The 24919-nt window shown below is 43.4% G+C and carries 29 protein-coding genes and 1 riboswitch; of the genes, 8 read left to right on the forward strand and 21 right to left on the reverse strand.

Annotated elements, in window-relative coordinates:
- Window positions 1–28: 28 nt before the first annotated feature.
- From ilvD to EFK13_RS11080, 4 genes are all read right to left on the reverse strand, one after another.
- Window positions 29–1705 (reverse strand): dihydroxy-acid dehydratase, encoded by a 1677-nt coding sequence (gene ilvD / locus EFK13_RS11065; protein ID WP_129505391.1) that lies wholly within the window; start codon window positions 1703–1705, stop codon window positions 29–31.
- A gap of 289 nt (window positions 1706–1994) precedes the next feature.
- Window positions 1995–3128: a conserved virulence factor C family protein gene (locus tag EFK13_RS11070; protein WP_129505390.1), complete on the reverse strand. Its 1134-nt coding sequence runs from the start codon at window positions 3126–3128 to the stop codon at window positions 1995–1997.
- A 58-nt stretch (window positions 3129–3186) separates the two neighbouring features.
- Window positions 3187–3804 (reverse strand): HD domain-containing protein, encoded by a 618-nt coding sequence (locus EFK13_RS11075; RefSeq protein ID WP_129505389.1) that lies wholly within the window; start codon window positions 3802–3804, stop codon window positions 3187–3189.
- A 13-nt stretch (window positions 3805–3817) separates the two neighbouring features.
- On the reverse strand, window positions 3818–4300 hold the full coding sequence (locus EFK13_RS11080) for a glutathione peroxidase (RefSeq protein WP_129505388.1): 483 nt from the start codon (window positions 4298–4300) through the stop codon (window positions 3818–3820).
- A gap of 307 nt (window positions 4301–4607) precedes the next feature.
- Here EFK13_RS11080 and metA point away from each other — a divergent pair, with 307 nt between their 5' ends.
- The 4 genes from metA (at window position 4608) to cspD (ending at window position 7325) form a co-directional block, all read left to right on the forward strand.
- Window positions 4608–5513, forward strand: coding sequence for a homoserine O-acetyltransferase MetA (gene metA / locus EFK13_RS11085; RefSeq protein ID WP_129505387.1), 906 nt, complete (start codon window positions 4608–4610; stop codon window positions 5511–5513).
- 230 nt (window positions 5514–5743) lie between these two features.
- Window positions 5744–6892 carry a diglucosyl diacylglycerol synthase gene (locus EFK13_RS11090; RefSeq protein WP_129505386.1) on the forward strand — a complete coding sequence of 383 codons (1149 nt, stop codon included), beginning with the start codon at window positions 5744–5746 and terminating at the stop codon, window positions 6890–6892.
- Between the two features lie 73 nt (window positions 6893–6965).
- A complete protein-coding gene (locus EFK13_RS11095) occupies window positions 6966–7109 on the forward strand; it encodes a hypothetical protein (protein ID WP_124043780.1) in 144 nt (47 codons plus the stop codon).
- 15 nt (window positions 7110–7124) lie between these two features.
- Window positions 7125–7325: a cold-shock protein CspD gene (gene cspD / locus EFK13_RS11100; RefSeq protein WP_003230776.1), complete on the forward strand. Its 201-nt coding sequence runs from the start codon at window positions 7125–7127 to the stop codon at window positions 7323–7325.
- Window positions 7326–7376: 51 nt separating this feature from the next.
- Here the strand turns inward: cspD and degR are convergent, their stop codons facing one another.
- Window positions 7377–7559: a transcriptional regulator DegR gene (gene degR / locus EFK13_RS11105; protein WP_129505385.1), complete on the reverse strand. Its 183-nt coding sequence runs from the start codon at window positions 7557–7559 to the stop codon at window positions 7377–7379.
- A gap of 155 nt (window positions 7560–7714) precedes the next feature.
- On the opposite strand from degR, the gene EFK13_RS11110 reads away from it, so the two are divergent.
- Window positions 7715–7984: a DUF2564 family protein gene (locus EFK13_RS11110; protein ID WP_061187672.1), complete on the forward strand. Its 270-nt coding sequence runs from the start codon at window positions 7715–7717 to the stop codon at window positions 7982–7984.
- Between the two features lie 28 nt (window positions 7985–8012).
- Here the strand turns inward: EFK13_RS11110 and EFK13_RS11115 are convergent, their stop codons facing one another.
- Complete coding sequence (locus tag EFK13_RS11115; RefSeq protein ID WP_064814528.1) at window positions 8013–8195, reverse strand: zinc-finger domain-containing protein; 183 nt, start codon at window positions 8193–8195, stop codon at window positions 8013–8015.
- A complete protein-coding gene (locus EFK13_RS11120; RefSeq protein WP_129505526.1) occupies window positions 8188–8868 on the reverse strand; it encodes a ribonuclease H family protein in 681 nt (226 codons plus the stop codon). Before EFK13_RS11120 ends, EFK13_RS11115 begins: the two co-directional genes overlap by 8 nt.
- 82 nt (window positions 8869–8950) lie before the next feature.
- Here EFK13_RS11120 and EFK13_RS11125 point away from each other — a divergent pair, with 82 nt between their 5' ends.
- From EFK13_RS11125 to sspL, 3 genes are read left to right on the forward strand one after another with little or no spacing between them, the layout of a single operon-like run.
- On the forward strand, window positions 8951–9640 hold the full coding sequence (locus tag EFK13_RS11125) for a queuosine precursor transporter (RefSeq protein ID WP_129505384.1): 690 nt from the start codon (window positions 8951–8953) through the stop codon (window positions 9638–9640).
- Window positions 9640–10038 (forward strand): reverse transcriptase-like protein, encoded by a 399-nt coding sequence (locus tag EFK13_RS11130; RefSeq protein ID WP_129505383.1) that lies wholly within the window; start codon window positions 9640–9642, stop codon window positions 10036–10038. The genes EFK13_RS11125 and EFK13_RS11130 overlap by 1 nt, the downstream gene beginning before the upstream one ends.
- Before the next feature lie 41 nt (window positions 10039–10079).
- Window positions 10080–10208 (forward strand): small, acid-soluble spore protein L, encoded by a 129-nt coding sequence (gene sspL / locus EFK13_RS11135; protein WP_010327950.1) that lies wholly within the window; start codon window positions 10080–10082, stop codon window positions 10206–10208.
- Between the two features lie 8 nt (window positions 10209–10216).
- On the opposite strand, the gene exnP is transcribed toward sspL, so the two are convergent.
- From exnP to kdgR, 14 genes are all read right to left on the reverse strand, one after another.
- Entirely contained in the window at window positions 10217–11107 is an 891-nt protein-coding gene (exnP, locus tag EFK13_RS11140) for a 5'-3' exonuclease ExnP (protein WP_129505382.1), read from the reverse strand.
- A gap of 100 nt (window positions 11108–11207) precedes the next feature.
- Entirely contained in the window at window positions 11208–11354 is a 147-nt protein-coding gene (locus EFK13_RS11145) for a hypothetical protein (protein ID WP_003230761.1), read from the reverse strand.
- A 74-nt stretch (window positions 11355–11428) separates the two neighbouring features.
- Window positions 11429–11686, reverse strand: a complete 258-nt coding sequence (locus EFK13_RS11150; protein WP_129505381.1) for a YpbS family protein — start codon at window positions 11684–11686, stop codon at window positions 11429–11431.
- Window positions 11687–11751: 65 nt separating this feature from the next.
- A complete protein-coding gene (gene dynA, locus EFK13_RS11155; RefSeq protein ID WP_129505380.1) occupies window positions 11752–15333 on the reverse strand; it encodes a dynamin GTPase in 3582 nt (1193 codons plus the stop codon).
- A 171-nt stretch (window positions 15334–15504) separates the two neighbouring features.
- A complete protein-coding gene (gene fbpC / locus EFK13_RS11160; protein WP_100740084.1) occupies window positions 15505–15597 on the reverse strand; it encodes a Fur-regulated basic protein FbpC in 93 nt (30 codons plus the stop codon).
- Between the two features lie 70 nt (window positions 15598–15667).
- A complete protein-coding gene (locus EFK13_RS11165; protein ID WP_129505379.1) occupies window positions 15668–16174 on the reverse strand; it encodes an isoprenylcysteine carboxyl methyltransferase family protein in 507 nt (168 codons plus the stop codon).
- A 3-nt stretch (window positions 16175–16177) separates the two neighbouring features.
- Window positions 16178–17275 carry a type III polyketide synthase gene (locus EFK13_RS11170; RefSeq protein ID WP_240034900.1) on the reverse strand — a complete coding sequence of 366 codons (1098 nt, stop codon included), beginning with the start codon at window positions 17273–17275 and terminating at the stop codon, window positions 16178–16180.
- A gap of 72 nt (window positions 17276–17347) precedes the next feature.
- Window positions 17348–18664: a xanthine permease PbuX gene (gene pbuX / locus EFK13_RS11175; protein ID WP_129505377.1), complete on the reverse strand. Its 1317-nt coding sequence runs from the start codon at window positions 18662–18664 to the stop codon at window positions 17348–17350.
- Entirely contained in the window at window positions 18661–19245 is a 585-nt protein-coding gene (xpt, locus tag EFK13_RS11180; RefSeq protein ID WP_129505376.1) for a xanthine phosphoribosyltransferase, read from the reverse strand. The genes pbuX and xpt overlap by 4 nt, the downstream gene beginning before the upstream one ends.
- A gap of 90 nt (window positions 19246–19335) precedes the next feature.
- Window positions 19336–19435: riboswitch (purine riboswitch) on the reverse strand.
- Window positions 19436–19574: 139 nt separating this feature from the next.
- Window positions 19575–21080: a carboxypeptidase gene (gene ypwA, locus EFK13_RS11185; RefSeq protein ID WP_129505375.1), complete on the reverse strand. Its 1506-nt coding sequence runs from the start codon at window positions 21078–21080 to the stop codon at window positions 19575–19577.
- A 112-nt stretch (window positions 21081–21192) separates the two neighbouring features.
- On the reverse strand, window positions 21193–22185 hold the full coding sequence (gene kdgT / locus EFK13_RS11190; RefSeq protein WP_129505374.1) for a 2-keto-3-deoxygluconate transporter: 993 nt from the start codon (window positions 22183–22185) through the stop codon (window positions 21193–21195).
- A 41-nt stretch (window positions 22186–22226) separates the two neighbouring features.
- Window positions 22227–22817 (reverse strand): bifunctional 4-hydroxy-2-oxoglutarate aldolase/2-dehydro-3-deoxy-phosphogluconate aldolase, encoded by a 591-nt coding sequence (eda, locus tag EFK13_RS11195; RefSeq protein ID WP_129505373.1) that lies wholly within the window; start codon window positions 22815–22817, stop codon window positions 22227–22229.
- Window position 22818: 1 nt separating this feature from the next.
- Entirely contained in the window at window positions 22819–23793 is a 975-nt protein-coding gene (kdgK, locus tag EFK13_RS11200; RefSeq protein ID WP_129505372.1) for a 2-dehydro-3-deoxygluconokinase, read from the reverse strand.
- A 37-nt stretch (window positions 23794–23830) separates the two neighbouring features.
- Entirely contained in the window at window positions 23831–24850 is a 1020-nt protein-coding gene (gene kdgR / locus EFK13_RS11205) for a pectin utilization transcriptional regulator KdgR (RefSeq protein ID WP_129505371.1), read from the reverse strand.
- Between the last annotated feature and the right edge of the window lie 69 nt (window positions 24851–24919).

The raw sequence follows: 24919 nt of genomic DNA on the forward strand, positions 1-24919 counted from the left end.
TAAAATAGGAGAAAGTAATTCCCGCTGTCTAGATTTTCATGATACCGCCAGTGTTGGCGCTTGTCACAAGTTTAGAATAGCGTGCCAGATAGCCGGTTTTCACTTTCGGTTCAAAACCTTTCCAGTTCGCTTTCCGTTTTTCCCATTCATCCTCTGGCACTTGTACATCCAAGATGCGTTTTTCAATATCAACGATGATATGATCTCCGTTTTCAACAAAGGCAAGCGGTCCTCCCTCTGCCGCCTCTGGTGATACGTGGCCGATTGAAAGTCCTCTGGAGGCTCCGGAAAAACGTCCGTCCGTAATCAATGCTACTTTTGGTCCGAGTCCCATCCCTACGATTTGAGATGTAGGCGCAAGCATTTCCGGCATGCCAGGTCCGCCTTTTGGCCCTTCGTATCGAATGATGACGACATCGCCTTCTTTTACTTTCCGATTGATAATGCCGTCAAGCGCCTCATCCTGAGAATCAAATACGACAGCCGGCCCTTCGTGTCTCGTAATTCCGTTCTGGACGCCGCCTGTTTTAATGATAGCACCGTCTGGAGCCAGATTACCGAATAAAACAGCAAGGCCGCCCTTTTCAGTGAATGGTTTCTCCAGAGGATGAATGACGTCATAATCCTTTACTTCATGTCCGGCAATGGTTTCTCCAAGTGTTTTTCCTGTAACAGTCAGCGCATCTAAATGAAGCGCTCCTTCTTTCTTGGAAAGCTCATTCAGCGCGGCTGACACACCGCCCGCTTCATGGAGATCTTCAATAAACACATCTGATGCAGGCGCCAGCTTGGACAAGTGCGGCACGCGCTCAGCAACTTCGTTAATCCGTTCTAAAGAGTATTCAACTCCGGCTTCGTTTGCAAGGGCAAGCGTATGGAGAACGGTATTTGTTGAACCGCCGAGTGCCATATCGAGTGCAAACGCGTTATCGATCGCTTTTACTGTGATGATATCACGCGGTTTGATATCTTTGCGAATGGTTTCCATTAATTGCGCAGCCGATTTTCTGACAAACTCTCTTCGTTCCGGTGATGTCGCGAGAATGGTTCCGTTACCCGGCAAAGCAAGTCCAAGTGCTTCGGACAGACAGTTCATTGAGTTCGCCGTAAACATGCCTGAGCAAGATCCGCACGTCGGGCATCCGAACTGCTCTAGTTCTTGAAGTTCGCTTTCGTTGATTTTTCCAGCTTGATAGGCGCCTACCCCTTCAAATACTGAGGAAAGGGAGATTTTTCGCCCGTCACTTGTTCTTCCTGCCGCCATCGGGCCGCCGCTGACAAAAATCGTTGGAATGTTGATGCGCATTGCGGCCATAAGCATTCCCGGCGTAATTTTGTCACAGTTCGGAATACAAACCATTCCGTCAAACCAGTGCGCGGATACAACCGTTTCAACAGAGTCCGCGATGATTTCCCGGCTCGGCAGCGAATACCTCATCCCGATATGCCCCATCGCGATGCCGTCATCTACTCCGATGGTATTAAATTCAAACGGTACGCCCCCTGCTTCTCTGATTGCTTCTTTTACGATTTTCCCAAACTCCTGCAAGTGAACATGACCGGGAACGATATCAATGTATGAATTACAAACCGCAATAAACGGTTTGCCGAAATCCTCTTCTTTTACACCTGCTGCACGAAGCAAACTTCGGTGCGGAGCTCTATCGATTCCTTGTGTGATCATGTTACTGCGTAATTCTGCCATGGTGATCCTCCTAAATACTTTCAATTGTTAGACTGGATTTTATTTTAACAATTTTCAGTTTATTTGTGGGCTGTTTTTGCAAATAGATGACAATCCGGCTGCCCTCTCCTTGATTGTTTCCTGCATGTTTTTATATTTATATAGCTTTCTGTCGATGTGAACCCTCCAACTATTAATATTGTTACTTACTATAAATAGTTTTCGGATATTTTTCAACAATATTCGCAATAATTTTTATAAAAAGTGAATTCACATAAAAAAGGTGCATGATTTGCACCTTTTCATTCTTTTATTCACCTTTTTTTCTGCTCTCCGTCATTTGTTTCCAAACGGAACCTTTTGCTTCTTCTCCATGCTCAATACGTTCAAGCGCCATTTTCACTTGAAGGCTGACCTCGAATTCGGGATCGTCTTCAGCAGCGCGCAAAGCTTCAATTGCACTTTCATCGCCGACTTCGTACAGGAACATAGCTGCACGCCAGCGAACAAGCTTGTTGGAGTCGCTTAACGATTTGATCATAGCAGGAATGGCTTGAGGGTCACCGATATCAGACAGGCAGTCTCCGGCCGTTCTTCTGACTGAGACTGCTTTGTCCTCAAGCGCTTTATACAATAAAGGCAAAACATCAGGTGTTTCAATGATTCCTAAGTACACAACAGCCTGCCTTCTGATAGACACCTTCGGATCATCCAATGCCTTCTGTAAAACCGGGATATCCTCCTCTTTCGGATCCATCTGCTCCAGATGTGCATAACGCTTTTTCCAGTCCTCATCATCCAGCATGTCCAGCGTTACTTTATACGCTTTGCGCTGGACAGATTGTTTTGCTTCGCCTTTTCCTTGAACGGCTGCTTCTGTCAGCCGTTTCAGCCGTTCATCACTATATGCGGCTTGAAGCTCTTCTGTCACGTCATGACCGATTTCATTAAAATCGCCGAATCTGACGCCTTGTTCTTTCCATGCCCGTTCAAACACGACATTTGAAGCTTCGGATCTGAGTTTTAAGATCGCCTGCTGAAAGCGTTCAGGCAAGCCGAAGCGCTCTTCCCGCTCCCCATCCGTCAATTTGACCTGCATAGGTATGCCGCTGAACATCTGTACAAAAACTTTCACCTCTCCAAAAGACTCCTGATCAGAGCGGTTTTCTTCTGCGCTTTCAGCACTTTCCATCCCAAATGCTGTGCGGACTTGCGGTAAGATGTCTTTCCAGTCGTATCTCGCGTTTCGTTCAACAGCGAGAAAATCAGCGACGTGATATACTCCTTTAACCCCTTCTATTTTAAGGATTTCCGCTATAACAGGCGGTGCGCCTTCTGCTTGATCCGGTTTATAGTTATTGCTTTTGCCCGCCGGAAGCTCTTCCGTTAAGATGACCTTCATTGTATTCGGGCTTGGCGTCGGTTCAATTGATTTTATCTTCATGATCGTCCTCCTATAAATATCTGTGACTTATTCTATCATAGTCGCTCCAAGCCTTCTATTACGACGTTTTGGCATTAATATCAGGTATGTCTTTTTCTAATTGGCGGACAAACGCAAGCATAAAATCATGTCTTTCTTCTGCCAGTTCCCGTGCGGTGTCTGTATTCATCATATCTTTCAGCCGCAGCAGCTTATGAAAAAAATGAGCGTAGGCACTTTGATCATCCCCATAAAGGCCGTGCCCTTTTGCTCCCGCAAACATAAACGTTCTCGCAATCCCAACAGCACCTAATGCATCAAGTCTGTCAGCGTCCTGTACGGCTTTTCCTTCAATTGAGAGAGGCTCCGCCGCCAGCTTTTCCCTGTCCCGAAAGGACATTCTTGTAATAATGTGTATCACTTTGTCAGCATCCTCTTTTCCAACTCCGAGAAAAACGAGCTGCTCATAAAGTTCGCTCACTGAAAGCCTGATCGTGTCAGGGAGTTTGACATCAATTACATCATGAACCAATGCCGCCGTTTCGACAATGAACAAATCGGCGTTTTCCCTTTCCCCAATATACACAGCAACATCCGCAACTCTTGATACATGATGCCAATCATGTCCAGAGCTTTCACCAGTTAGGACAGATTGAACCCATGTCCTGATTTGCTCTGCCTGCTTCATTTCCTTCACAAAAACACCTTCTTTATTGCCCTAATAGCTTCAGGATAACGTCTTCCAGCTCTTTCGGATTTGTATTTGGAGAATAACGGCCAACGATTTCTCCGTTTTTGTCCACAATAAATTTCGTGAAATTCCACTTGATAGCCTTAGTCCCAAGCATCCCTTTCGCATGCTCTGTCAAATACACAAACAGCGGATGGGCGTTTTTCCCATTCACTTCTACTTTTGAAAACATAGGAAACGTCACACCATAATTTGTTTCGCAAAATTCCTGTATGTCTGCCTCACCACCAGGCTCTTGGTTCATAAATTGATTGCAGGGGAATCCTAAAATCTCCAATCCCTCCTGCTGATATGTATCATATAACTCCTGCAGCTGCTTCAATTGGGGAGTAAAGCCGCATTTACTTGCTGTATTTACGATCATCAATACCTTTCCGGCAAAAGGCTGAAGTGTCATGTCTTTCCCTGTTATAGTACGTACCCTCATATCATATATAGACATCTAAGTCCCTCCTATGTCTCTGCTGCTGATTATTTTACCTTTTTTATATCTCAATTCAAAATGCGAACATCTGTCATTATCAATTCACGCGGCTCATTTTTTATCTTTCATTCTATAAAACATTACAATTCCCTTCTAAGATACACCATGGAAAATCATTTTACTGTGAAACCAAAAGGTGTATTTATGCGTTTTATCTAAAGAGTTTTCTGTTGTTTCCCCCTCAACACTTATAGATAGATTGAAAATTGGCGTGAAAATTCCTATAATGAAGAAAATTACACGGGGAAATGATGGAGGTGGCACGTTGCCTATTAATATACCAACACACCTGCCGGCAAAACAGGTGCTTGAGAGTGAACATATATTTGTAATGGATGAAAGCAGAGCATTTCATCAGGATATCCGGCCGCAAAAAATTATCATATTGAATTTGATGCCGAAAAAAATCCAAACAGAGACTCAGCTTCTCAGATTGCTTGGAAATTCGCCTTTACAGGTTCATTTTACATTTTTAATCCCAAGCACACACACGCCGAAGAATACTGCAAGAGAACATCTTGACGAATTTTATACGAATTTTTCCAATATCCGTCACAAGAAGTTTGACGGCATGATTATCACCGGGGCGCCGATCGAGCATTTGGCGTTTGAAGATGTTTCATATTGGGAAGAGCTCAAGGAGATTATGGAGTGGAGCAAAACAAATGTCACTTCAACCTTGCATATTTGCTGGGGTGCTCAAGCAGGCTTGTATTATCATTACGGTGTGGAAAAAATTCAATTGCCGAAAAAAATCTTCGGTGTGTTTGAGCATACAGTTTTTTCAAAACACGAAAGATTGGTAAGAGGTTTTGACGAGCTATACTACGTGCCGCATTCCCGGCATACAGATATAAATATGGAACAGCTTCAAGCAGCGCCCGAGTTAAATATTCTTACCGCATCAAAGGAAGCTGGGGTTTGCTTAATTGTGTCTAAAGACGAAAAACAAGTCTTTTTAACAGGGCACCCTGAATATGATACAAATACGCTTCTTCAAGAGTATGAAAGAGATCTGGAACGAAACCTTTCCACTGTCGAGGCGCCTAAACATTATTTCGCAGAAGACAGCAAAGAGCCAGTGAATCGCTGGAAAGCACATGCGACATTATTGTTTATGAACTGGCTGAATTATTACGTTTACCAAGAAACTCCTTATGAATGGGACTAATTTTTCTATTTTTAGTGATACGCTGAGCAAAAAATATGATAAAATACATCTGATTCAGTCTGCGTATAATAAAAATTTAAAATACTGGAATCCAAATCTTTTAAAATTAGCTTAATTTTTTCACTGCATTAATAATTCGATTATGTATTTGTGTTATGTTTATGTATAGACAATAACTCCTTACGATGCATGAAGCTTGCTTGTTGTTGATTACATTGAGGTGAATTTACTTGAATACCAATAAAAGAGTATTAATTTTGACTGCAAATTACGGAAATGGACATGTGCAGGTAGCCAAAACGCTTTATGAACAATGTGTGCGTCTCGGCTTTCAGCATGTAACAGTTTCTAATTTGTACCAAGAGTCAAATCCGATTGTTTCAGAGGTAACTCAATACCTCTATTTAAAAAGCTTCTCAATCGGGAAACAGTTTTATCGTTTGTTTTATTACGGAGTTGACAAAATCTATAATAAACGTAAATTCAATATTTACTTTAAAATGGGAAATAAACGATTGGGCGAACTTGTCGATGAACATCAGCCCGATATTATTATTAATACATTTCCGATGATCGTCGTGCCGGAATACAGACGCCGAACAGGAAGAGTCATCCCTACCTTTAACGTGATGACTGATTTTTGCCTTCATAAAATTTGGGTTCACGAGAACGTGGATAAATATTATGTGGCGACAGATTATGTGAAGGAAAAACTTCTGGAGATCGGCACTCATCCAAGCAATGTAAAAATCACCGGAATTCCAATCAGGCCGCAATTTGAAGAATCCATGCCGGTGGAGCCAATATATAAAAAGTACAGTCTTTCACCAAACAAAAAAGTGCTTCTGATCATGGCAGGCGCCCACGGTGTATTAAAGAACGTAAAAGAGCTGTGCGAAAACCTTGTCAAAGATGATCATGTGCAAGTGGTTGTCGTGTGCGGAAAAAATACGGCTTTAAAAGAATCTTTAAGTGCGCTTGAAGCAGAAAACGGTGACAAATTAAAGGTTCTTGGCTATGTGGAGCGCATTGATGAGCTGTTTCGAATCACAGATTGCATGATTACAAAACCTGGCGGCATTACTTTGACAGAAGCAACTGCCATCGGTGTGCCTGTCATTCTGTACAAACCTGTTCCCGGCCAGGAAAAAGAAAACGCGAACTTCTTTGAAGACCGCGGAGCTGCCATCGTCGTGAACCGTCATGAAGAGATTCTCGAGTCGGTCACTTCCCTTCTCGCAGATGAAGCTACCCTACAGCGCATGAAGAAAAACATTAAGGACCTTCATTTAGAGAACTCATCTGAAGTGATTTTAGAGGATATCCTGAAGGAATCAGAAATGATGACTGCCAAACAAAAAGCCAAAGCGCTATCTTAATGATGTTCATAGAGAGCACACGAAAATCGTGTAGCTCTCTTATTTATATTCAGCCATATATAAAAGCGGTTACATTTTTTTATACCTTTTGAAAAATAAGCCGTTTCACAACTTGACGGGTGCTCCCAGATGGTGTATAGTTGAACCATCATTTAACAATGAATCAAAGTTAAATGATGACAAAATTTTTTTTAGCACTCGGGTGCTACAGTACTAGGAGGAATTAAGCAATATGCAAAACGGTAAAGTAAAATGGTTCAACAACGAAAAAGGTTTCGGCTTCATTGAAGTTGAAGGCGGAGACGATGTATTTGTTCACTTCACAGCTATCGAAGGAGATGGATACAAATCATTAGAAGAAGGACAAGAAGTTTCTTTTGAAATTGTCGAAGGTAATCGTGGACCTCAAGCTTCTAATGTTGTAAAACTCTAAACTCAATACATGATGATGAGATGACAAATAGAGGAGAGGCATTCGCCTCTCCTATTTGATTTTCATCTGGATTTCAATCGCCAAAATATTTTGTTTGCACCTCTGTTCAATCTCTTCAACATGCTTCTCCATTGACGGCTTCCCTCTTTTCGCGATATCCGCCAGTTCTTCTAAATCACTGTATATTTCTATAAATGTTTTGTGAAGGATCGACTTCAAGTCTTTATCATCCATAGCTGCGTTCCCCTTCTCTGCCAAGATACCTCAAATAGTAAAACAGTCCTATTTATTCTGGTTCAATAGTTATATCGGCTTATTTTCATTTTATTTTCTATTTTGGTACATAAATTTCAAAAAAACTCTGCAAAATAATTGCGGAGGTGTTTTTTGTGACATCAGAATTTCATGATGAGGATCAGACTGGCTTTACGGATAAGCGGCAGCTGGAACTAGCGGTGGAAACAGCGCAGAAAACGACAGGAGCTGCGACAAGAGGCCAAAGCACAACATTAGTTGATTCCGCATATCAAGCCATTGAGGATGCAAGAGAATTGTCACAATCTGAAGAGCTGGCAGCTCTCGATGATCCTGAATTTGTTCAGCAGCAACAGCAGCTGCTGGATGATAGCCAGCATCAGCTTGATGAATTCAAAGAATAAAAACCGCAGCTTCTGCGGTTTTTATTTTTTAGCGATTGGTTAAGACATCGCCGTATGCTTTCAGTTTTTCACCAACCGTACATTTATTAATACAAAATGAATGTGCATAAGTTTTGCCAAATTCCTTCCGAAACTGCTTCTTAATAAAACAGTCTTTGCAATATTCATCTTGCAGTTCGGTCAGTTCTTTAAAGATCATTTTCTTATCCAATATCGTCATCTCCGTTACGGTCTAATTTCATGTGGCTTTCTACGAATTGATGGGATAGAATTTTTTTAGCGAGGCCGTCAGCTTCCTGGTTGTCTTTCCGCTGTATGGTTTCGTAGGTTGGGGTAAGCTTCAGCGATTCAAGGAGTGCTTCTATTTTGTCCAGCCATTCATTATGCGACGGATCATAGCAAGGCCAGCTGCCGTCAAGCTGATTCAGCACAACAAGTGAGTCCCCTTTGATCGTAATTGAATTTCTGCTTGCCCCAAGCTCTCTTACTTCTCTTATTGCTTCATATAGCGCCGCGTATTCAGCTTCATTATTGGTTTTCAGCCGGAAGCTTTTATTTTTTCTCAAGCGGTGCCGGATTCCTCCCAATGAATAATAAATGACGATTCCGAGTCCGGCCAGTTCGCTCTCCTTATCGAAACTGCCATCAAAATAAACAGTAATGTCATCAGGCTCTTGAGCAAGCTCCTCTGTCAGCTTTTCCAATTCCTTCAGCGTCCAGCTGCCGCCTTTCTCGTCTTCGAACTTGAGCTCTTTCATGTATGGAAAACGGCCTAGTTCTCTGGCGAGCATACGTGCCTGCTGTGCTGTCAGCCAGTCTTCGCCCAAAAATGAGACGGATCCCGTTCCTTTTGCTTCTATTTTCATATGCGGTCTGAGTTTCATTACAATCACCTTACCATTCATTAGTAGCCGGGCTTGTGCTATAATCAAACCAATCTTACCCCGGAAAGGAAGCTTTTTCATTTTGTTTAATAATTCGTTTTGGATCATTTTTGCGATCATTCATTTTATCATTGTTCTTTTATTTTATAAAGGATTTGGCAAAATGGGACTATTTGTTTGGATCGGTTTTGCGACAGTCTGCGCCAACCTTCAAGTCGTCAAAACAGTCGAACTGTTTGGCCTAACAGCAACGCTCGGGAATGTGATGTACGGCACAATCTTTTTTGCGACAGATGTGCTGAATGAAAAATACGGACCTGCTGAAGCCAGAAAAGCGGTATGGCTCGGATTCTCAACGCTTCTGACTCTGACATTTGTCATGCAGGGCGTGCTGCTTTTCGATCCGGCTTCCAGCGACATGTCACAAACAGCGCTGGAAACGATTTTCGGATTCCTTCCACGAGTCGCGTTAGGAAGTCTGCTTGCCTTTATCTTCAGCCAAACGCTGGATGTTTATGTATATTCGGCGATTAGAAGGATATTTCCTTCAGATCGGCTTTTATGGCTTAGAAACGGCGGCAGTACAGCAGTCAGTCAGCTGTTTGATACATTTATATTTACTGGTGTCGCTTTTTTCGGCATTTATCCGGCAGGCGTTTGGTTTCATATTTTTATTTCTACATATTTGATTAAGTTTGCGGTATCTTTGATTTCATTGCCTTATGCTTATGCAGCCAAAAAAATGATACCGAATGATGAAAGGAGCTTATAATGCCAACAGAAATATATGTAGACGGCGCAAGCGCCGGTAATCCCGGGCCTTCCGGTATCGGCATTTTTATCAAACACGAAGGAAAAGCAGAAGCCTTCTCTATTCCAATCGGATTGCATACAAACCAGGAAGCGGAATTTCTTGCATTAATTGAAGGGATGAGGCTATGTGCAAGCCGCGGGTATCAATCTGTTTCCTTTCGAACCGATTCAGATATTGTGGAACGCGCAGCTGAGCTTGAAATGGTTAAAAATAAACTGTTTCACCCGTACGTGGAAGAAATTATCCGATTAAAAGCGGCCTTCCCTCTTTTTTTCATCAAATGGATACCGGGCAAGCAAAACCAAAAAGCCGATCAGCTGGCAAAAGAAGCGATTCGGCTGAATGATAAGAATTAAATCTCGATCATTTGTTCATCCTAATGGCGAGGTGAACAAATATGAAAAAGAAAGATAAAGGCCGGCTGACCGGCGGTGTGACTCCGCAAGGCGATCTGGAAGGCAATACACATACTGACCCTAAAACAGAGCTTGAGGAAAGAGCCAAAAAAAGCAATACAAAACGCTAGAGAAGATCTTATACGATCTCTCTAGCGTTCAGCTTTTCGAGCATACGCTCAATTCCTTTGATTTGGTGGCGGCGAAGCATGTCAGCCGCCTGCTCCATTTGCAGGGTAAATAAAGCGTCTCTCAGTGTGCAGACCAGCGGCACAGAGCAATGAATTTCAGCAAGCTTCCTCGACATCTCCAAATCGCTCAAACCTTGCTGAATTTTCCCCTGCTGTCCCTTCGGAAGAAGAGAAAGATTCTCTAATAAACGGTCAATCGTTTCATATTCACGAATCAGTTTGTAGGCTGTTTTTTCTCCAATCCCTTTAACGCCAGGATAGTTATCACTGGAATCACCCATAAGCGCTTTAATATCAATCAAAGCCTTCGGCAGGACACCAGTTTCTTCATAAAACGTCTCTTTTGTATAGACTTTATAATTTCCAATTCCTTTTTGGAGCAGGGCCACGCTTACTTTATCCGTTAACAACTGAAGTAAATCTCTGTCCCCTGTTACGATCGTAATGTCGGCTTCATCCGCAAACAAAGCGGCAAGAGTTCCGATACAATCATCCGCTTCGTACCCGGCAAAACCGATATTCATAATCCCAAGCTCAGCTGCCGCTTCCTTTGCTAAATCAAACTGCGGAATCAGCTCCACAGGCGGTGCGCTGCGGTTCGCCTTATAATCTTGGAACATGTCATTTCGGTACGTTTTGCTTCCCATGTCCCAGCAGCAGACGACGTGTGTCGGCTGGAATGTTTCCATAGCTGTGATCAAATGCTTTAAAAATCCGTTGACACCGTTTGTCGGCACTCCGCTGTCATTTATCATAAAGTTGCGATGCACGGCCGTGGCAAAAAACGCCCTGAATAAAAGAGCCATGCCGTCAACTAGCAATAGTTTATTATGTTTCATAAGATAACTCCCTCTTCTTTCATTCCTTCTATTTTACCATAAAGCAGCGCAAAAATAAAAAACAGCATCTCTGTAATCAGAGATACTGTTTTGTGCATGATCAATCGTTGTGTCTTTTGTTACTGGCGATCAGCTTTTCAGCTTCGCGTCCTGCGTAAGAGTCAAAATGGGTTTGAAATCCGTTTTTCTTTTTTGCATTGTTATTCGCCTGTGCGTTTCTGTTTCCCAGCTTTGTTCTGCCCAACATGAATCCCCCCTTACGTCGGATACATATAGTATATGCTTCCGGCAGAAGATTCACTCGCGACAGGTTCATCCAGCTTACATACGGCTGACGTATTCCTTGACCATTTCTTTTGATACAAGGCGTCTTGTCGGTACGATGCCCTTTTTTGCGAGCTGATTCATTTGCTCGGTAATTTCATTAATCGCCTCTGTCGTAAAAGGCTCATCGTTTTTGCATTTCGAAACCGCTTCTTCAATGGCGATTTCACGCATGTTTTCTAAACGCATAAATGCTTTGATATGCTCGTGCTGTTTTGATGAATGTGCTGAAATTGCTTTATGTACCTCTGACATGAATCGTTCATCTCGCTTTTTTCTATTTAGTCTATCATGACTTGAAATACAAGCCAACTGAATTTTTACATTTTTATTGTATTGGATGATCTTTGCCAAGAGATGCAAGCTTGGTATGCCTTTTCAATCTCTTTCGCGTGTTCCCCATCTGCATATCCTTCTAAATACGTATCTTTTTGATCCTTTATTTGTTCCATTGCTTTGTCAGCCATATGTTCCTGCAAGCGTCTGAGGTGATCTGTATAATGAGAAATAAGGCTTTCTTCTTCATTTGTCACCCAATGCTCTGTGATTTTATTGAGTTTCGTCCGCACAGCTTCGATGAAGGCCGCTTTTCCTTTCTGTTCAAAAAAGTGTTTTGGTGTTTTGATTTCTTTTTGTTCCTGTTCAAAGACACGTTCATCTATATCAGGTTCAACTTCCTTCAACTGTATGCCGTTCGAATGCTTTTCCCCCGCATAAATGGAAAAATAACCGTCCTCGTTTAATGTTTTTTGAAAGCTTTCCAGCCACTCTTCCGCGATATGCCGCTCAATAAAACCGCTCATGCGAACATCAAGTGTTTTGATTTCCTGAACATATTCAAACTGATATTCATGTAATGCGGTTTTCATTGCCTTACCGACGTTCTTTTTCCAATCCCCGTTCTGAAGCCCCGGATGAAATGCCGATTTTAATAAATCATTCGAAAAAAAGGATAAGCGCTGTGTAATGTGATAAAGCTGTTCTTTTGTGTCTTTTTTTACTTTCTCAATGATGGTTTCTGAGCTCCGGCGTTTCTCGATTTCAGCTGCTGTCCGTTCAAACGACAAAATAAGGCGCTGTTTCTGCGCTTCCTTTTCTTCCTTGGACTGATGCTGGGATTGGTGAAGCTGGAAAACAGTTTCGCATAGTTTGTTTGCTTCCGAACTGAGCTGTGCAGCTGACGCTTTTTTTACATCCACTTCGATAAAGCGATCTAAGTGTTTTCTCACTTTTGGAAACTGATTATAAAATGATTCCTGTTTTCCCAGCAGTTCCTCCTTACTAGACACGGTAAAGAGCTGCGGATCATGAATCCCTTCTTTTACAAGCTCTGCGCTGACATAATCGGTCACTGTTTCCAGCTCTGTTTTATCTTTCGCAAGATCCGCTGCATTAATGACGAAAAACATTTTATCCATGCTGAGCGATTCTTTTACCAGCCCTAGCTTTCGCAAAAATGAACGGTCTCCTTTCGAGAAGGAGTGCTGATAATACGTCATATAAAAAAACGCATCGGCATCTTTAATATATTGGAACGCCAGCTCTGTATGCCGTTTGTTCATGCTGCTCGCGCCGGGCGTATCAACGATCGTAATCCCTTTTTCAGTGATCGGGCATGTATAATAGACCGTTACCTCTTTCACAGCGCAGGCCGTTTCCTCCTCTGCCACATACGGCTTTAATTCAGACAGCGGAATCGTTAATGTCTTTTGTTCCTGTATATATGGCTGATACTTTTCGTATGCAAGCAGGAAATTGCTGATCAATTTCACGTGTTCTTCCTGCAGCCTGCTTTTTTTGACTGCCTTTTCCCACTTCTCTGTGAAAGAACGGCCTGCTGGTTCTTTTTGCATTCCAGTCAGCTGCAGAATGTCAGCCGTTATGTCATCCTCCGTCTTAAACACCACATCCGCGGTTTTGTTGAAGTTGTCATTGGTTGGTTTTGTGATTTTGTTAATTGTTGCTGTAGTTGGCGTTGGCGAAGAAGGCAGCACCCTTCCGCCGACTAGCGCATTGGCAAAAGATGATTTCCCTGAGCTGAAGCCTCCAAAGAGAGCAAGAGTAAATTTCCGTTCTTCAAGCCTTTTAATTCTTTCTCGAAAGGCTGCAGTTTGCTTTGACAACATGCTGTATTCACCTAAAAGGCCAGACAATGTGTAAAAGCGTTCGATTTGGTCTTGAAGCGGCAGTTCTTGTTCCAATTTGATTTTTTGTTTCTGCATCGGCTGCTGCGTCTGCTTGCCTTGGCTTCGTTTTTGTTCGGGAGCTGCCACTTTTTTTTTCTTCGGTTTAAACCAGTTGGTGTCTATATGCATTGGACATACGGACTCCTCTTTCCAAATGGCCCACATACGATCGGCTTTCTCGCGGGCATTATTTTCTAAACGGGCCCGTTCTTGAAGAAGGACGAGTTTTTCTGATTCCTGGATCAGCCGGCCGTTGATCGTTTGCAAGTCATTGGAAACACGTTCTTTCACCATCGCGGAAAGCGCCTTTATGATGTCGCCCGCTTTTCTTTTCGCCTCTTTGCGGATGAGCTCTGCCAAGTCTTTTGTATATTGCAGCACATATTCAGAAGAAAAAGCTGCACCTTGTTTGACAGCAAGCTCAATGATGTCAATTTCAAGCGGAGTGTGATAGGCCTGAATCAGCTTTTCACTTTCGGCTGTATGAACATCAAATGCCTTGGCGAGTTTATGAAAGGTGTCAATCATGTGCCAATCCGCTTCAGCCTCTGTTCGTTTTGTCACATCAGAGAAAAAAGCACTTCTTCTTTTCTCTCTTTCCTGTGCCGTTTTTGCTTTCGAAAAGAAAAAACCGGTTTTAAAAGAAGGCTCCCTCGATTCTAGGAATGCAGCTGCCAGCTCACGCATTTCAAAAGGCGTCAGGTTGGCGTTTTTTAAAATGCGATTGACTTCTTCCTTCATCTTGTTTTCTGCCTCAGTCGCTTGTTTTGCCGCCTCATCCAATTGATCACGAATCGATTGAACCAATTCAGTTTGTGTGTCAAGCTGTTCAGCAAAGCCAGGACCGTCTGTTTCGTCTTTTAACAGCATTTCCGTATGTTCCTTCAGCAGATTGCGGACTTTTTGTTCTGTTAAAGTCTGCAAATTGTTTTTGGCTTGCTGTTCGATTCTTTTTAATTCTTCTCTCAGGGCCCCCATCTGGTTAAACGGGTGGTTTGGTTCTGTCACTGACGTAAAATAGAGCGCTTCCTTTGGAATGCCTTCATTGCAAAGCATCTCCTCTACCTGCGCTTTATAGTCTACGAAGCTTGTCTCCGTCTCATCATGGCGGTCAATTTGATTGACGATAAAGTACACATTCGGAATGCTTTCTTTTATCGACCTGAGAAACTTTACATTTTCTTCAGCGTGCACGTGATTATAGTGAACAACGTAAAACAGCGCATCCGCCTGATGGAGAATAGAAGCCGCCGACAGGAAATGGGCATCGTCAGTTGAATCAATTCCAGGGGTGTCAATATACGCAACCCCGGGATCGATCTCAGTATACCGGTCAAAAATTTCAACGCTTTCAATCTGCTCGCCGTCTTTGCAATATTGCTGCACCTTGTCTTTCTGATACGCCCCCTCAAGCTCAGCGCATGCTCCGTCTGTTGTATGAAGCCGTACACGCTTTTCCCCGTTTCTGATCACAACAAGGTTAGCACTTGTCGGGATCGGGCTTGTCGGTAAAATATTCTCCATTAACAAGCAGTTCAGCAAGGACGATTTGCCCGCTGAATAATGCCCGGTAAACGCGATATAAACCTCTTCATCAGCCGCTTTTTGCATGACCGCAGCCAGCTTAGCAGCCCTTTGTTCATCTTTATTCTCATTCAATTGCTTATAAAGTTCCCCAGTTTTGTGCAAAAGCTCTTTTCTGTTATGTTCTGTCATAAGTCTGAACCCCTTTGTGCCGTTTCAATTGTGAATCTTTTTCGAAAGATCTGAATACATCCTCTTTCATTTTACACAAGAATGAGCCAAATTTCTTTAAGAGAATAGAAAAAAGCCGCCATGACGGCAGCTTCTATAAAAGAAAATCTGCAACTTTAACAAGTCCCAGATTCATGAAACAGATTTATTTGAGATTCCTTTTAATACAAAACCAATTAACACACTATATGTACAGACCGCACCAAGCAAAAACAGCATCGTCATTTGCTTCACCATCCTGATTGAGAATCTTTTTCATAATCATTTTAACATGGATGAGAATGATTTTCAATCTCTATTTTATGCTGTATTCCTCTAATGCTTTGTCTTCTGTACGAATTCTGACTGTTAACAACACGGCATTGACAACGGAAAACAGGCACATGGTAATGTACGCTTGATACAGTAGCGGAATCAATAAGATTTCTAATATAACAACGGTATAGTTTGGGTGCTTCATCCATTTATAAGGGCCTTTTTTCACAAGCTCCGCACCTGGAATGACAAGAATTTTCGTATTCCAATAGGCTCCTAAGGAACAAAGCGCCCAATAGCGTACTGCCTGCACACTTACTATAGTCGCAGCGATACCGATCCACCAGCTTGACGGCTGTTTATTCATCAGCAGCACTTCTGCAATTAAAGATAGAAAAAAAAGGATATGCATAATGATGATATACGGATAATGGCTCTCGCCGAATTCGATTGCCCCTTGTTGCTTTACCTTTTGTTCATTTTGCCTGGCTACTGCCATTTCAGCTGCTCTTTGTGCAATGAGAATGACGATTAACAACCAAAACATGAATCAAGCCCCCTTCTCCCAGCTGAATAACAGCAGCTCTGATGAAAATCCCGGCCCTAATGCGCCAATCAGACCCCGTTCAGCTTCCTGTTTATGTCCATTCAGCAGATGATCTTTGATCACATACAATATTGTGGCTGAAGACATATTTCCATGCTTTTGTAAGATGTTTTGTGCAGATGAAAGCTTTTCTGGTGATAGTTCAAGACTTTTGCTGTATGCATCGATCACCTTTTTTCCGCCTGGATGTGCCAAAAAAACACTGATATCACTGAATGACAGCTGATGTTTGTCCAAAAAAACCTGCACATTTGTTTTAAGCCATTTTTCCACTAAAGTTGGAATATCTCTTGAGAAAATGACTTTGAACCCTTGATCAGTAAAGTCCCAGCCCATGACATCTTCGGATTCTTTCATCAAAACAGATTGGGAATCCGTTGTCTTCGGCATCAGCTTCAATTTTGACATCGTGCGGTCAGCCTTCTCTCCGCATAATAAGGCTGCTGCAATGCCGTCACCAAAAAGCGAGGTGCCAATCAGATTGCTTTTCGTTTTATCTTTCGGCTGAAATGTCAGACTGCACAGCTCAGCAGCAATGACAAGCACAAAAGCCTCAGGGTACGCTTTGCAGTATTCTGCTGCGCGCGCGAGTCCGCTGGCTCCTCCCGCACAGCCGAGACCCCATATTGGGATACGCTTTGTATATGGAGAAAACGGAAGTTCATTCATGAGCCGCGCCTCGATGCTCGGGGTGGAAAGGCCCGTACTGGAGACGAAAAAAACAGCGTCCACTTTCTCATAAGGGATGGCTTCTTGAAAAAATTCAGGATGAGAGAGACACTCGCGAACAGCTTCTCTGCTGTGCTTAAGCGTTTCTTCTATGTATATTTGATTTTTTTCTTCAAAGCTGTGACCCTCTTTATACCATTCAATCGGCTTGACAAATTGTCTCGATTGAATTTGCCCGTTTTTAAAGGAGGTTAACAGCCGGTCAATATCTTTAAAGGAATGCTGAAACATACAGCGGGCGAACTCGGCCGCCTTCTCCTGGTTTACATTGTACGCCGGAAGGCTTGTTCCGATGGATAAAATAAACGCCATGCGATCACCTCTTTGCATACATTGTGCCGCAATGATCTTTTATATATACAAAAAACTCCGCCGCGGCGGAGTTTAGACTGCTGTTTTTTGCTCAAGGGCATCAGCTTTTTGTTCTTTTTTTTCAGCTTTAGAAAATACGTTATATACAATATTCAAGACGACTGCAGTAACGCTGCCGGCGACAATGCCGTTTGTTGTAAGGAGTGTTAGGGCACTCGGAAGCTGCTTAAAAATATCCGGCACAACTGTCACACCAAGACCCAAACCCACGGAGCAGGCAACAATCAGCAGATTTTCCTGTTTTGCAAAATCAATGCGGCTGAGCATTTTGATTCCGTAAGCGATCACCATTCCAAACATCGCCACCATTGCACCGCCCAAAACAGCTGATGGAATAATGGTTGTGAAAGCAGCGATCTTCGGAAACAGCCCAAATGCCATTAAGATCACACCCGTGACAATAATTACGGCATTTTTCTTGATTCCTGTGAGCTGCACGAGCCCGACATTTTGAGAGAACGCTGTGTAAGGAAAAGCGTTAAATATACCGCCCAAAAGCACAGCCAGCCCTTCAGCGCGATAGCCTTTAGACAAATCTTTCTCTGTCAGACGGCGGTTCGTCAGGTCACCTAAGGCAAAGTAAACACCGGTTGATTCCACAAGGCTGACAATCGCAACGATGGACATCGTAATGATAGGTGCTGCGTGAAAAGACGGCGCTCCGAAGTAAAACGGCTGAATCATTTGAACAACTGCCGCGTCCGAAACGTTATCAAATTGAACTTTTCCCATAAAATAAGCGATGAAGGTCCCAATCAAAATACCGATCAAAATTGAGATGGATTTGATAAAGCCTTTCGTAAAACGGTATAGGAGCACTATGATACTCAAAACGATAAAGGCGAGAGCAAGATTGGAAAGATCTCCGAAATCTGCACTTCCTTCACCGCCGGCCATGTTATTCATAGCTACAGGCATAAGGGTAATACCGATAATCGTAACAACTGAGCCTGTCACGACCGGCGGAAAAAACGATACAAGCTTTCCAAAGAAAAATGAAATAAGAATGACAAGAAGACCTGAAGCGATAATACTTCCGTAGACTGCTGAGACCCCGTATTCAGATCCAATCGCAATCATCGGCGATACAGCTGTAAATGTACAGCCAAGCACAACCGGAAGCCCGATCCCGAAAAATCGGTTGCTCCACACTTGCAGAAGTGTAGCCACACCGCACATAAAAATATCAATCGATACTAAGTAAGTCAGCTGTTCGACAGTCAGGCCCATCGCTTTTCCGACGATCAGGGGAACGACAATGGCACCGGCGTACATGGCGAGCACATGCTGTATTCCTAAAGACAGCGTTTTTCCGAAACCGTTTTTCATGAATGAACCTCCTGTACGAAGGACACTTTTCCTTCTTTTAAAGATTGAATTCTTGCCAAAGATTCCACTCGGTAGCCAAGGCTCACTAGTTCTTCTCTTCCTGGTTGAAATGACTTTTCAATGACAATGCCAAGTCCCGCAATAGAAGCTCCCGCCTGCTTCACAATCGACACGAGCCCATGCGCTGCTTGTCCATTTGCCAAAAAATCATCGATAATCAATACATGATCCTGATCTGACAGGTGGGTTCCCGAGACTGCGATTTGGCTTTCCGTCTGCTTCGTAAAGGAATAAACGGACGCTGTCAGCAAGCTGTCGGTAAGTGTTAATGATTTATGTTTTCTCGCGAAGACGACCGGCACTCCCAGCTTCAAGCCCGTCATCACTGCGGGAGCGATTCCGGAAGATTCGATTGTCACAATTTTGGTAATACCGTCTTTTGCAAATCTGGCAGCAAATTCGTCACCGATTTTCTGCATAAGCAGCGGATCAATTTGGTGATTCAAAAAGGAATCCACTTTCAATACTTGATCGGATAATACGACGCCTTCTTCCTCTATTTTCCGTTTCAGTGCTTCCATCCTGTCTTACCTCCGTTATGAGAATAAAAAAAGCATTGCCCGCTCAAATAAAGAGCAAGCAATGCTGATATAACAAAAAACCGTACACGTGCGGTCTCATTGCTCACTCATAGTCGGACATTTACGGTGCCCGGTAGAAACTTGCGTGCCATATCCACGCGATTATATGAGTGTTCTTATGATATTGTAATAAATTATATCAAGATTCTAATCTCTTGCATAGGAGAAAATAAAAATTTCCGAACTTTATTTTTATTTTCTAGTTAATCATTCGTATTTTATGTTTTTTTGCACTAAAAAGCCTGACAGCCGCGCCGCCAGGCTTTTGATTACGCCAGATAAAGATTTGAATATTTATTTGACAAATAGTCAATCAAATAGCGTACATTCAGTTCTTCTCCTGTTGCATCTTTAATAATATCTAACGGCTTTTTCCGTTTTCCATGAATGTGTACCTTTTCCGTCAGCCATTGTTTTATCGGATGAAATTCTCCTCTTTCCAAGAGAGTATCAAACTCTGGAAGATCCTCGAGCATTTTTTGTTTCAGCTGAGCCGCATACATGTAACCGAGCGCATAGGATGGGAAGTAGCCGAAATCTCCTCCTGCCCAATGGACGTCTTGTAAAATCCCCTCTGCATCCGACTGCGGTGTAATCCCTAAATAATCCTGATATTTTTGATTCCAAAGCGATGGCAGTTCTTCCACTGACACTTCATTGCTGAAAATCGCTTTTTCAATCTCATATCGGATGATAATATGGAGAGGATACGTTAATTCATCCGCTTCAACCCTGATAAATGAAGGTTTTGATTCATTAATTGCCCGGACAAAATCATCCAGAGAGATATCCTTGAACTGTTCAGATGATGCTTCTTGAATCTTCTTATAATACGACGTCCAAAAATGCTTGTTGCGGCCGATAAAATTCTCGTAAAATAATGATTGAGATTCATGAATTCCCATTGATGCGCCGTCTGACAAGTTCGTGCCGCTCAGTGCTTCGTCAATATTTTGCTCGTATACCGCGTGGCCGCACTCATGAATGGTGCCAAAGATTGCCGTACGGAAATCTTTTTCATCATATCTCGTCGTAACCCGAACGTCTCCGCGGTTCATCGTGGTCGCAAACGGATGAACCGTTTCATCAAGCCGTCCGCCATCAAAATCGTAGCCAAGCTCCTGTAAAAAATACAGGCTGAGCTCTTTTTGCTTTTCTTTAAGGAACGTTTTTGTAATAAAGCTTGTATCAGGTTTATTTCCGGAAGCTGTCACTTGTTTAACGAGTGGAACAATCGCTTCTTTGAGCTCAGCAAACAGCTGATCAAGCACCTTTACCGTGACACCCGGTTCAAACAAATCAAGCAAGGCATCATAAGGGTGCTCTTGATAACCCCAATACGTAATAAATCGTTTATTGAATTCAATCAGCTGTTCTAAATAGGGTGAAAACAAGCTGAAATCAGATTTTCCTTTCGCTTCTTCCCACGCGGTTTCTGCCTTTGAACACAGAATCACGTATTCCTTGTATTCAGCCTCAGGGATTTTTTTATTCTCTTCATACTCTTTTTTCGCCAGCTCTACCGCCTTTTTCGTATCTTCAGACAGGTCATCAAATCGTTCATACAGAGCATCGATTAGCTCCTTCATTCGATCTGACGTCTGGATATTGAATATATCTGTTGAAAGCTGGCCGATGCTTTCGGCCCGGTCCTCTGAGCCGTTTTTTGGCGCGCCTGTTCTGGAGTCCCAGTGCATTAACGCAACTGCTTCGCTATAATGTGAGATTCTTTTTAAAAGATCAAAAAATTCCTTTTCATATGTATGTATCTCCATATCCATTCCCTCCCTATTCTAGCCGTTCCATTACAGGCTAATGGAAGGGGGTATGAAAGTCAAATTGTTTGTATAAGAGGCTGCCGGTTTGTTTGGCGGCAGCCTTCTTAGTTCAGTTGATCGTCATTTGATTTTTTGGGGGTGGTGTTTTCCGCTTTTTCTCATTGATTTTTTTATCCACCCATACTGTTGCCAGCGGGGTTAGCAGCGAGGTGACAATAACGCTTGTTGCTATGATTGCAGTTGCTGATTCAGCAACTGGCGCAAACGAAGCATTTGCCTCCGCTAAGGCATATGGCACGGCTACAGCCGCTCCTGCCGTAGAAGAAGCCGCCACTCCGGCGACACCGTCTCCGCGCGCGACAAAACGATCAAGCAAAAACAAGGAGCTGCCGGATAAAATGACGACAGAAACACCGATAAATATGCCCAGCAGACCTGATTGGACCAGCATTCCAAAATTCAAGGTGTTGCCGAGCGAAAAGGCGAAAAACGGGATGATCGCAGGCACAACCTTGCTGAATAAGTCTCTGAGATCATGATCAAGATTTCCAAGTATACAGCCGAGCAAAAACGGGATGACTGTCGCTGCCAGCGTTTCCCACGGGAATGCGGCAAGTCCCGTCACACCAAACGTCACCATGGTCATAAAAGGCCCTGATTCTGTACTGATAAACGCGAAAGCGCCCGCATCCTCTTTTCTTCCCATATGGTTCATGAGCGCCAAATACAGGCCGCCGTTCGTTTCATTCAATACCGCGACAATTGCTAAAACAGAAAGACCTGCAAAAAAGCCGGATTGTATGCCTTCATCAGGTATAAATTGCGCTGCGATCACACCGAGCAGCGCTGCAAATCCGACCTTTCCCAATAATAATGTGATTCCTTTCCTTGCAATATAGCCTGAAGAACGAAAATCAATCGTCGCTCCTACGCAAAAGATAAAAACACCCAATATCGGCAGCGTTCCGTTAATCAAAGCACCCGTAAACCCTCCAAAGAACTCCGCAGTTCCAGGCGCAAACGTATTCAGTGCCGCTCCCAGAAACAGCGGAATAATCATCATTCCGCCAGGTACCCGTTCAATTGTCGCTTTGATTTTCATATGTGGATTCTCCCATCCTCCGGTTATGAAAAAACAATACCTTACACTTGGAAAACAGCCTGCAAATCCTCTTTTGAACAGCTGCCCAGCTGGCTTCCGACACCAACGGCGCCAGCTCCAGCTTTGAGCCAATCCGGCACTTCAGACGGATGTATCCCGCCTGTGGGAATAAAGGTTACTTGCGGAAAAGGCCCGGCTAAATTTTTCATAAACGGGAGGCCAAATACACCGCTTGGGAACAGCTTTAAAGTAGTAAAACCACTTGTCAGCGCTTCCATAATTTCGCTCGGAGTCAACACGCCGGGGATATAATGTGTCTTCAAAAAAGAAAGATGTTCAGCAAGGTCTGCTGAAAAACCCGGACTGACAATAAACTGCGCACCAGCCTCAGCAGCTTCTCCCGCTTGCTGCGCAGTGATCACCGTGCCCGCACCGATTAAGACATCTTCTCTATTACGGAAGGACTCGATAATATCTGATGCTCCTGGCGTCGTATAAGTCACTTCAACCGCACGAACCCCTTTATCAAGTAAACTCTCAATCTGCTGACAGGCCTCCTGTTTATCCTTTGAGCGAATGACTGCAATCAGCCTCGCTTCTTTCAGACGGTTTTCAACGATTTTGGACTCCATATTAATAATCCCCTTTCTTTTGGTAAACCGTTCTTTGAGCAGATAAATACGCAGCTAATTTCTCCCTGGTCGGCAGTCCGTCCATATCCCCCGGTGCCTGAACTTGCAAAGCGCCAATCGCATTTCCTCTTTGCACCGCATCCTTGTACGGCAAACCGTCAAGGATGCCGCTGATCACACCGACTGCAAATCCGTCTCCGGCACCGACTGTATCAACCACCCGATCGACCCGGAAGCCTTCTGCAAATCCTTCACTTTCCCTCGTTTTAAAGTAAGCGCCTTCTTTTCCGAGTTTAATAGCGACAAAGCTGACCCCTTTTTTCAGATAATAGTCGGCAATGCCTTCAGGTGTTTTTTCTCCGGTCAATAACTCGCCCTCTGCGATACCCGGGAAAAACCAATCTGCAAGCCCAGACAGATCATTGATTGTGTGCACCATTGTTGCTTGATCAGGCCAAAGCGAAGGTCTTAAATTGGGGTCAAATGAAATGGTCTTCCCGGCGTTTCTCATGTCGTTCATGACATGATACGTGAAGTCTTTCATATCTGCTGATAATGCAGGCGGAATGCCTGTCACATGCAAATGGCCTGCGCATTGAAAATAATCTTTCGGATATTCAGCAGAAGTTAATGTGCTTGCAGCTGAGTTTTTCCTGTAGTAGGTAACTTGCGGATCGCCTTCTTTCACTTTTGACTTCAGCAGAAGACCGGTGGGATTTCCATCCTGCGATCGGATCACGCGGGACACATCCACTCCCTCTTTTTTTAGCTCCTGTAAAATAAATGTTCCGAGCTGATCATCTCCGACTTTGCTCATCCATCCCATCTGAAATCCGAGTCTGGACAGGCCGCAAGCGACATTGCTTTCTGCTCCGGCCAGCCCTTTAGAAAAAGTAGATACTTCATGAAGGCCTCCGTACTCATTTGCGTAAAACATGGCCATCGATTCCCCGAATGTCACCGCATCAAGCTTCATCTCTTCCCAACCTCCTCTTAGTTGAGGGCACCTAGGATTAAAGTGACTGTCTCATGATGACTTCAGCCTCTAATTCAATGGTTTGAGGCGCTCCTTTGTCACCTTCAATCCTTTTTAATACACGTTCCATCGCCGTCCTGCCCATATCATGTGACGGCTGGGCGATCGTTGTAATGCCCGGACCGATCAGTTTATACCATTCCGTATCATCGAATCCTGCAATTCCGATATCTAGAGGGATGCGCAGGCCAAGTTCTTCCATACAGCTGATGATTTTCAGCATAATTAAACCATTCAAGGCAAGAATCGCTTTTTTTTGCTCCGGCATCTCCTTGTGAAAAGAACGAAGCGCCGCCTTAATCTGCTCCTTGTTTTTCACGTCAATTTCATACATTCTGACAAGCCCGTTCACATTTTGAGCCGCAGCCATTTCCTGATACACGGCTGCTCTTTCTGCACGAGGGCTGATAGATGAAACCGGTTCTGTAAACAGCGCGACATCAGTGTACCCTTTGCTGTAAATCTTCTGAAGAATCTCTTTTGTGATTCTTCTGTTGTCGGTCGTTACCGTATCCAGTTTCAGGTCTGGAAGTTTTCGGTCAATTAATATCGTTGGAATGTGCTGTTCTGTAAAGGCGTGCAGTACATCCTTGTTTTCTCCGGTTGCGTTTAAAATCAGCCCCTCAACCGAATGTGCTTCAAGCTTTAAGAGCATTTCTCTCTCTTTTTCTGGACTGTTATCTGTGTTGCACACCATAATGCTGTAGCCATATTGATCACAAACCTCTTCTACTCCTCTAAAAGCCGCGACCGAAAAAGGATTTGTAATATCAGCTACAACAAATCCGATTAATTTGCTTTTTTTTATTTTCAAACCTTGCGCCATTTTACTTGGCCGATAATTCAATTCTGCGATTGCCTTTTTGATGTTTTTCACTTTTTCAGGAGAAATCGCATCTATTTTTCCGTTGATATAGCGGGAAACTGTTGATTTCGAAACTCCTGCACATTCAGCTACGTCTTGGATGGTCGAATGGCCTGTTGTTTTCTTTTTCATTCAAGTGCTCCTGTATCTCATATATTTGAAACCGATTTCAAAACCGTTACAACAAAAGAATACCATATT

The sequence above is a fragment of the Bacillus cabrialesii genome (assembly GCF_004124315.2).
GTDB classification, from domain to species: domain Bacteria; phylum Bacillota; class Bacilli; order Bacillales; family Bacillaceae; genus Bacillus; species Bacillus cabrialesii.

What these genes read in the sequence shown, in the direction of transcription:
- EFK13_RS11120 (WP_129505526.1), bottom strand. Translation starts at nt 8,868, where the DNA reads ATGAAACTCAGACCGCATATGAAAATAGAAGCAAAAGGAACGGGATCC.
- EFK13_RS11145 (WP_003230761.1), bottom strand. Translation starts at nt 11,354, where the DNA reads ATGTTGGGCAGAACAAAGCTGGGAAACAGAAACGCACAGGCGAATAAC.
- cspD (WP_003230776.1), top strand. Translation starts at nt 7,125, where the DNA reads ATGCAAAACGGTAAAGTAAAATGGTTCAACAACGAAAAAGGTTTCGGC.
- EFK13_RS11070 (WP_129505390.1), bottom strand. Translation starts at nt 3,128, where the DNA reads ATGAAGATAAAATCAATTGAACCGACGCCAAGCCCGAATACAATGAAG.
- ypwA (WP_129505375.1), bottom strand. Translation starts at nt 21,080, where the DNA reads ATGGAGATACATACATATGAAAAGGAATTTTTTGATCTTTTAAAAAGA.
- kdgK (WP_129505372.1), bottom strand. Translation starts at nt 23,793, where the DNA reads ATGAAGCTTGATGCGGTGACATTCGGGGAATCGATGGCCATGTTTTAC.
- EFK13_RS11165 (WP_129505379.1), bottom strand. Translation starts at nt 16,174, where the DNA reads ATGTTTTGGTTGTTAATCGTCATTCTCATTGCACAAAGAGCAGCTGAA.
- EFK13_RS11150 (WP_129505381.1), bottom strand. Translation starts at nt 11,686, where the DNA reads ATGTCAGAGGTACATAAAGCAATTTCAGCACATTCATCAAAACAGCAC.
- eda (WP_129505373.1), bottom strand. Translation starts at nt 22,817, where the DNA reads ATGGAGTCCAAAATCGTTGAAAACCGTCTGAAAGAAGCGAGGCTGATT.
- kdgT (WP_129505374.1), bottom strand. Translation starts at nt 22,185, where the DNA reads ATGAAAATCAAAGCGACAATTGAACGGGTACCTGGCGGAATGATGATT.
- xpt (WP_129505376.1), bottom strand. Translation starts at nt 19,245, where the DNA reads ATGGAAGCACTGAAACGGAAAATAGAGGAAGAAGGCGTCGTATTATCC.
- dynA (WP_129505380.1), bottom strand. Translation starts at nt 15,333, where the DNA reads ATGACAGAACATAACAGAAAAGAGCTTTTGCACAAAACTGGGGAACTT.
- fbpC (WP_100740084.1), bottom strand. Translation starts at nt 15,597, where the DNA reads ATGACGATGCTGTTTTTGCTTGGTGCGGTCTGTACATATAGTGTGTTA.
- ilvD (WP_129505391.1), bottom strand. Translation starts at nt 1,705, where the DNA reads ATGGCAGAATTACGCAGTAACATGATCACACAAGGAATCGATAGAGCT.
- EFK13_RS11080 (WP_129505388.1), bottom strand. Translation starts at nt 4,300, where the DNA reads ATGTCTATATATGATATGAGGGTACGTACTATAACAGGGAAAGACATG.
- EFK13_RS11130 (WP_129505383.1), top strand. Translation starts at nt 9,640, where the DNA reads ATGCCAACAGAAATATATGTAGACGGCGCAAGCGCCGGTAATCCCGGG.
- kdgR (WP_129505371.1), bottom strand. Translation starts at nt 24,850, where the DNA reads ATGAAAAAGAAAACAACAGGCCATTCGACCATCCAAGACGTAGCTGAA.
- sspL (WP_010327950.1), top strand. Translation starts at nt 10,080, where the DNA reads ATGAAAAAGAAAGATAAAGGCCGGCTGACCGGCGGTGTGACTCCGCAA.
- EFK13_RS11170 (WP_240034900.1), bottom strand. Translation starts at nt 17,275, where the DNA reads ATGGCGTTTATTTTATCCATCGGAACAAGCCTTCCGGCGTACAATGTA.
- degR (WP_129505385.1), bottom strand. Translation starts at nt 7,559, where the DNA reads ATGGATGATAAAGACTTGAAGTCGATCCTTCACAAAACATTTATAGAA.
- exnP (WP_129505382.1), bottom strand. Translation starts at nt 11,107, where the DNA reads ATGAAACATAATAAACTATTGCTAGTTGACGGCATGGCTCTTTTATTC.
- pbuX (WP_129505377.1), bottom strand. Translation starts at nt 18,664, where the DNA reads ATGAAAAACGGTTTCGGAAAAACGCTGTCTTTAGGAATACAGCATGTG.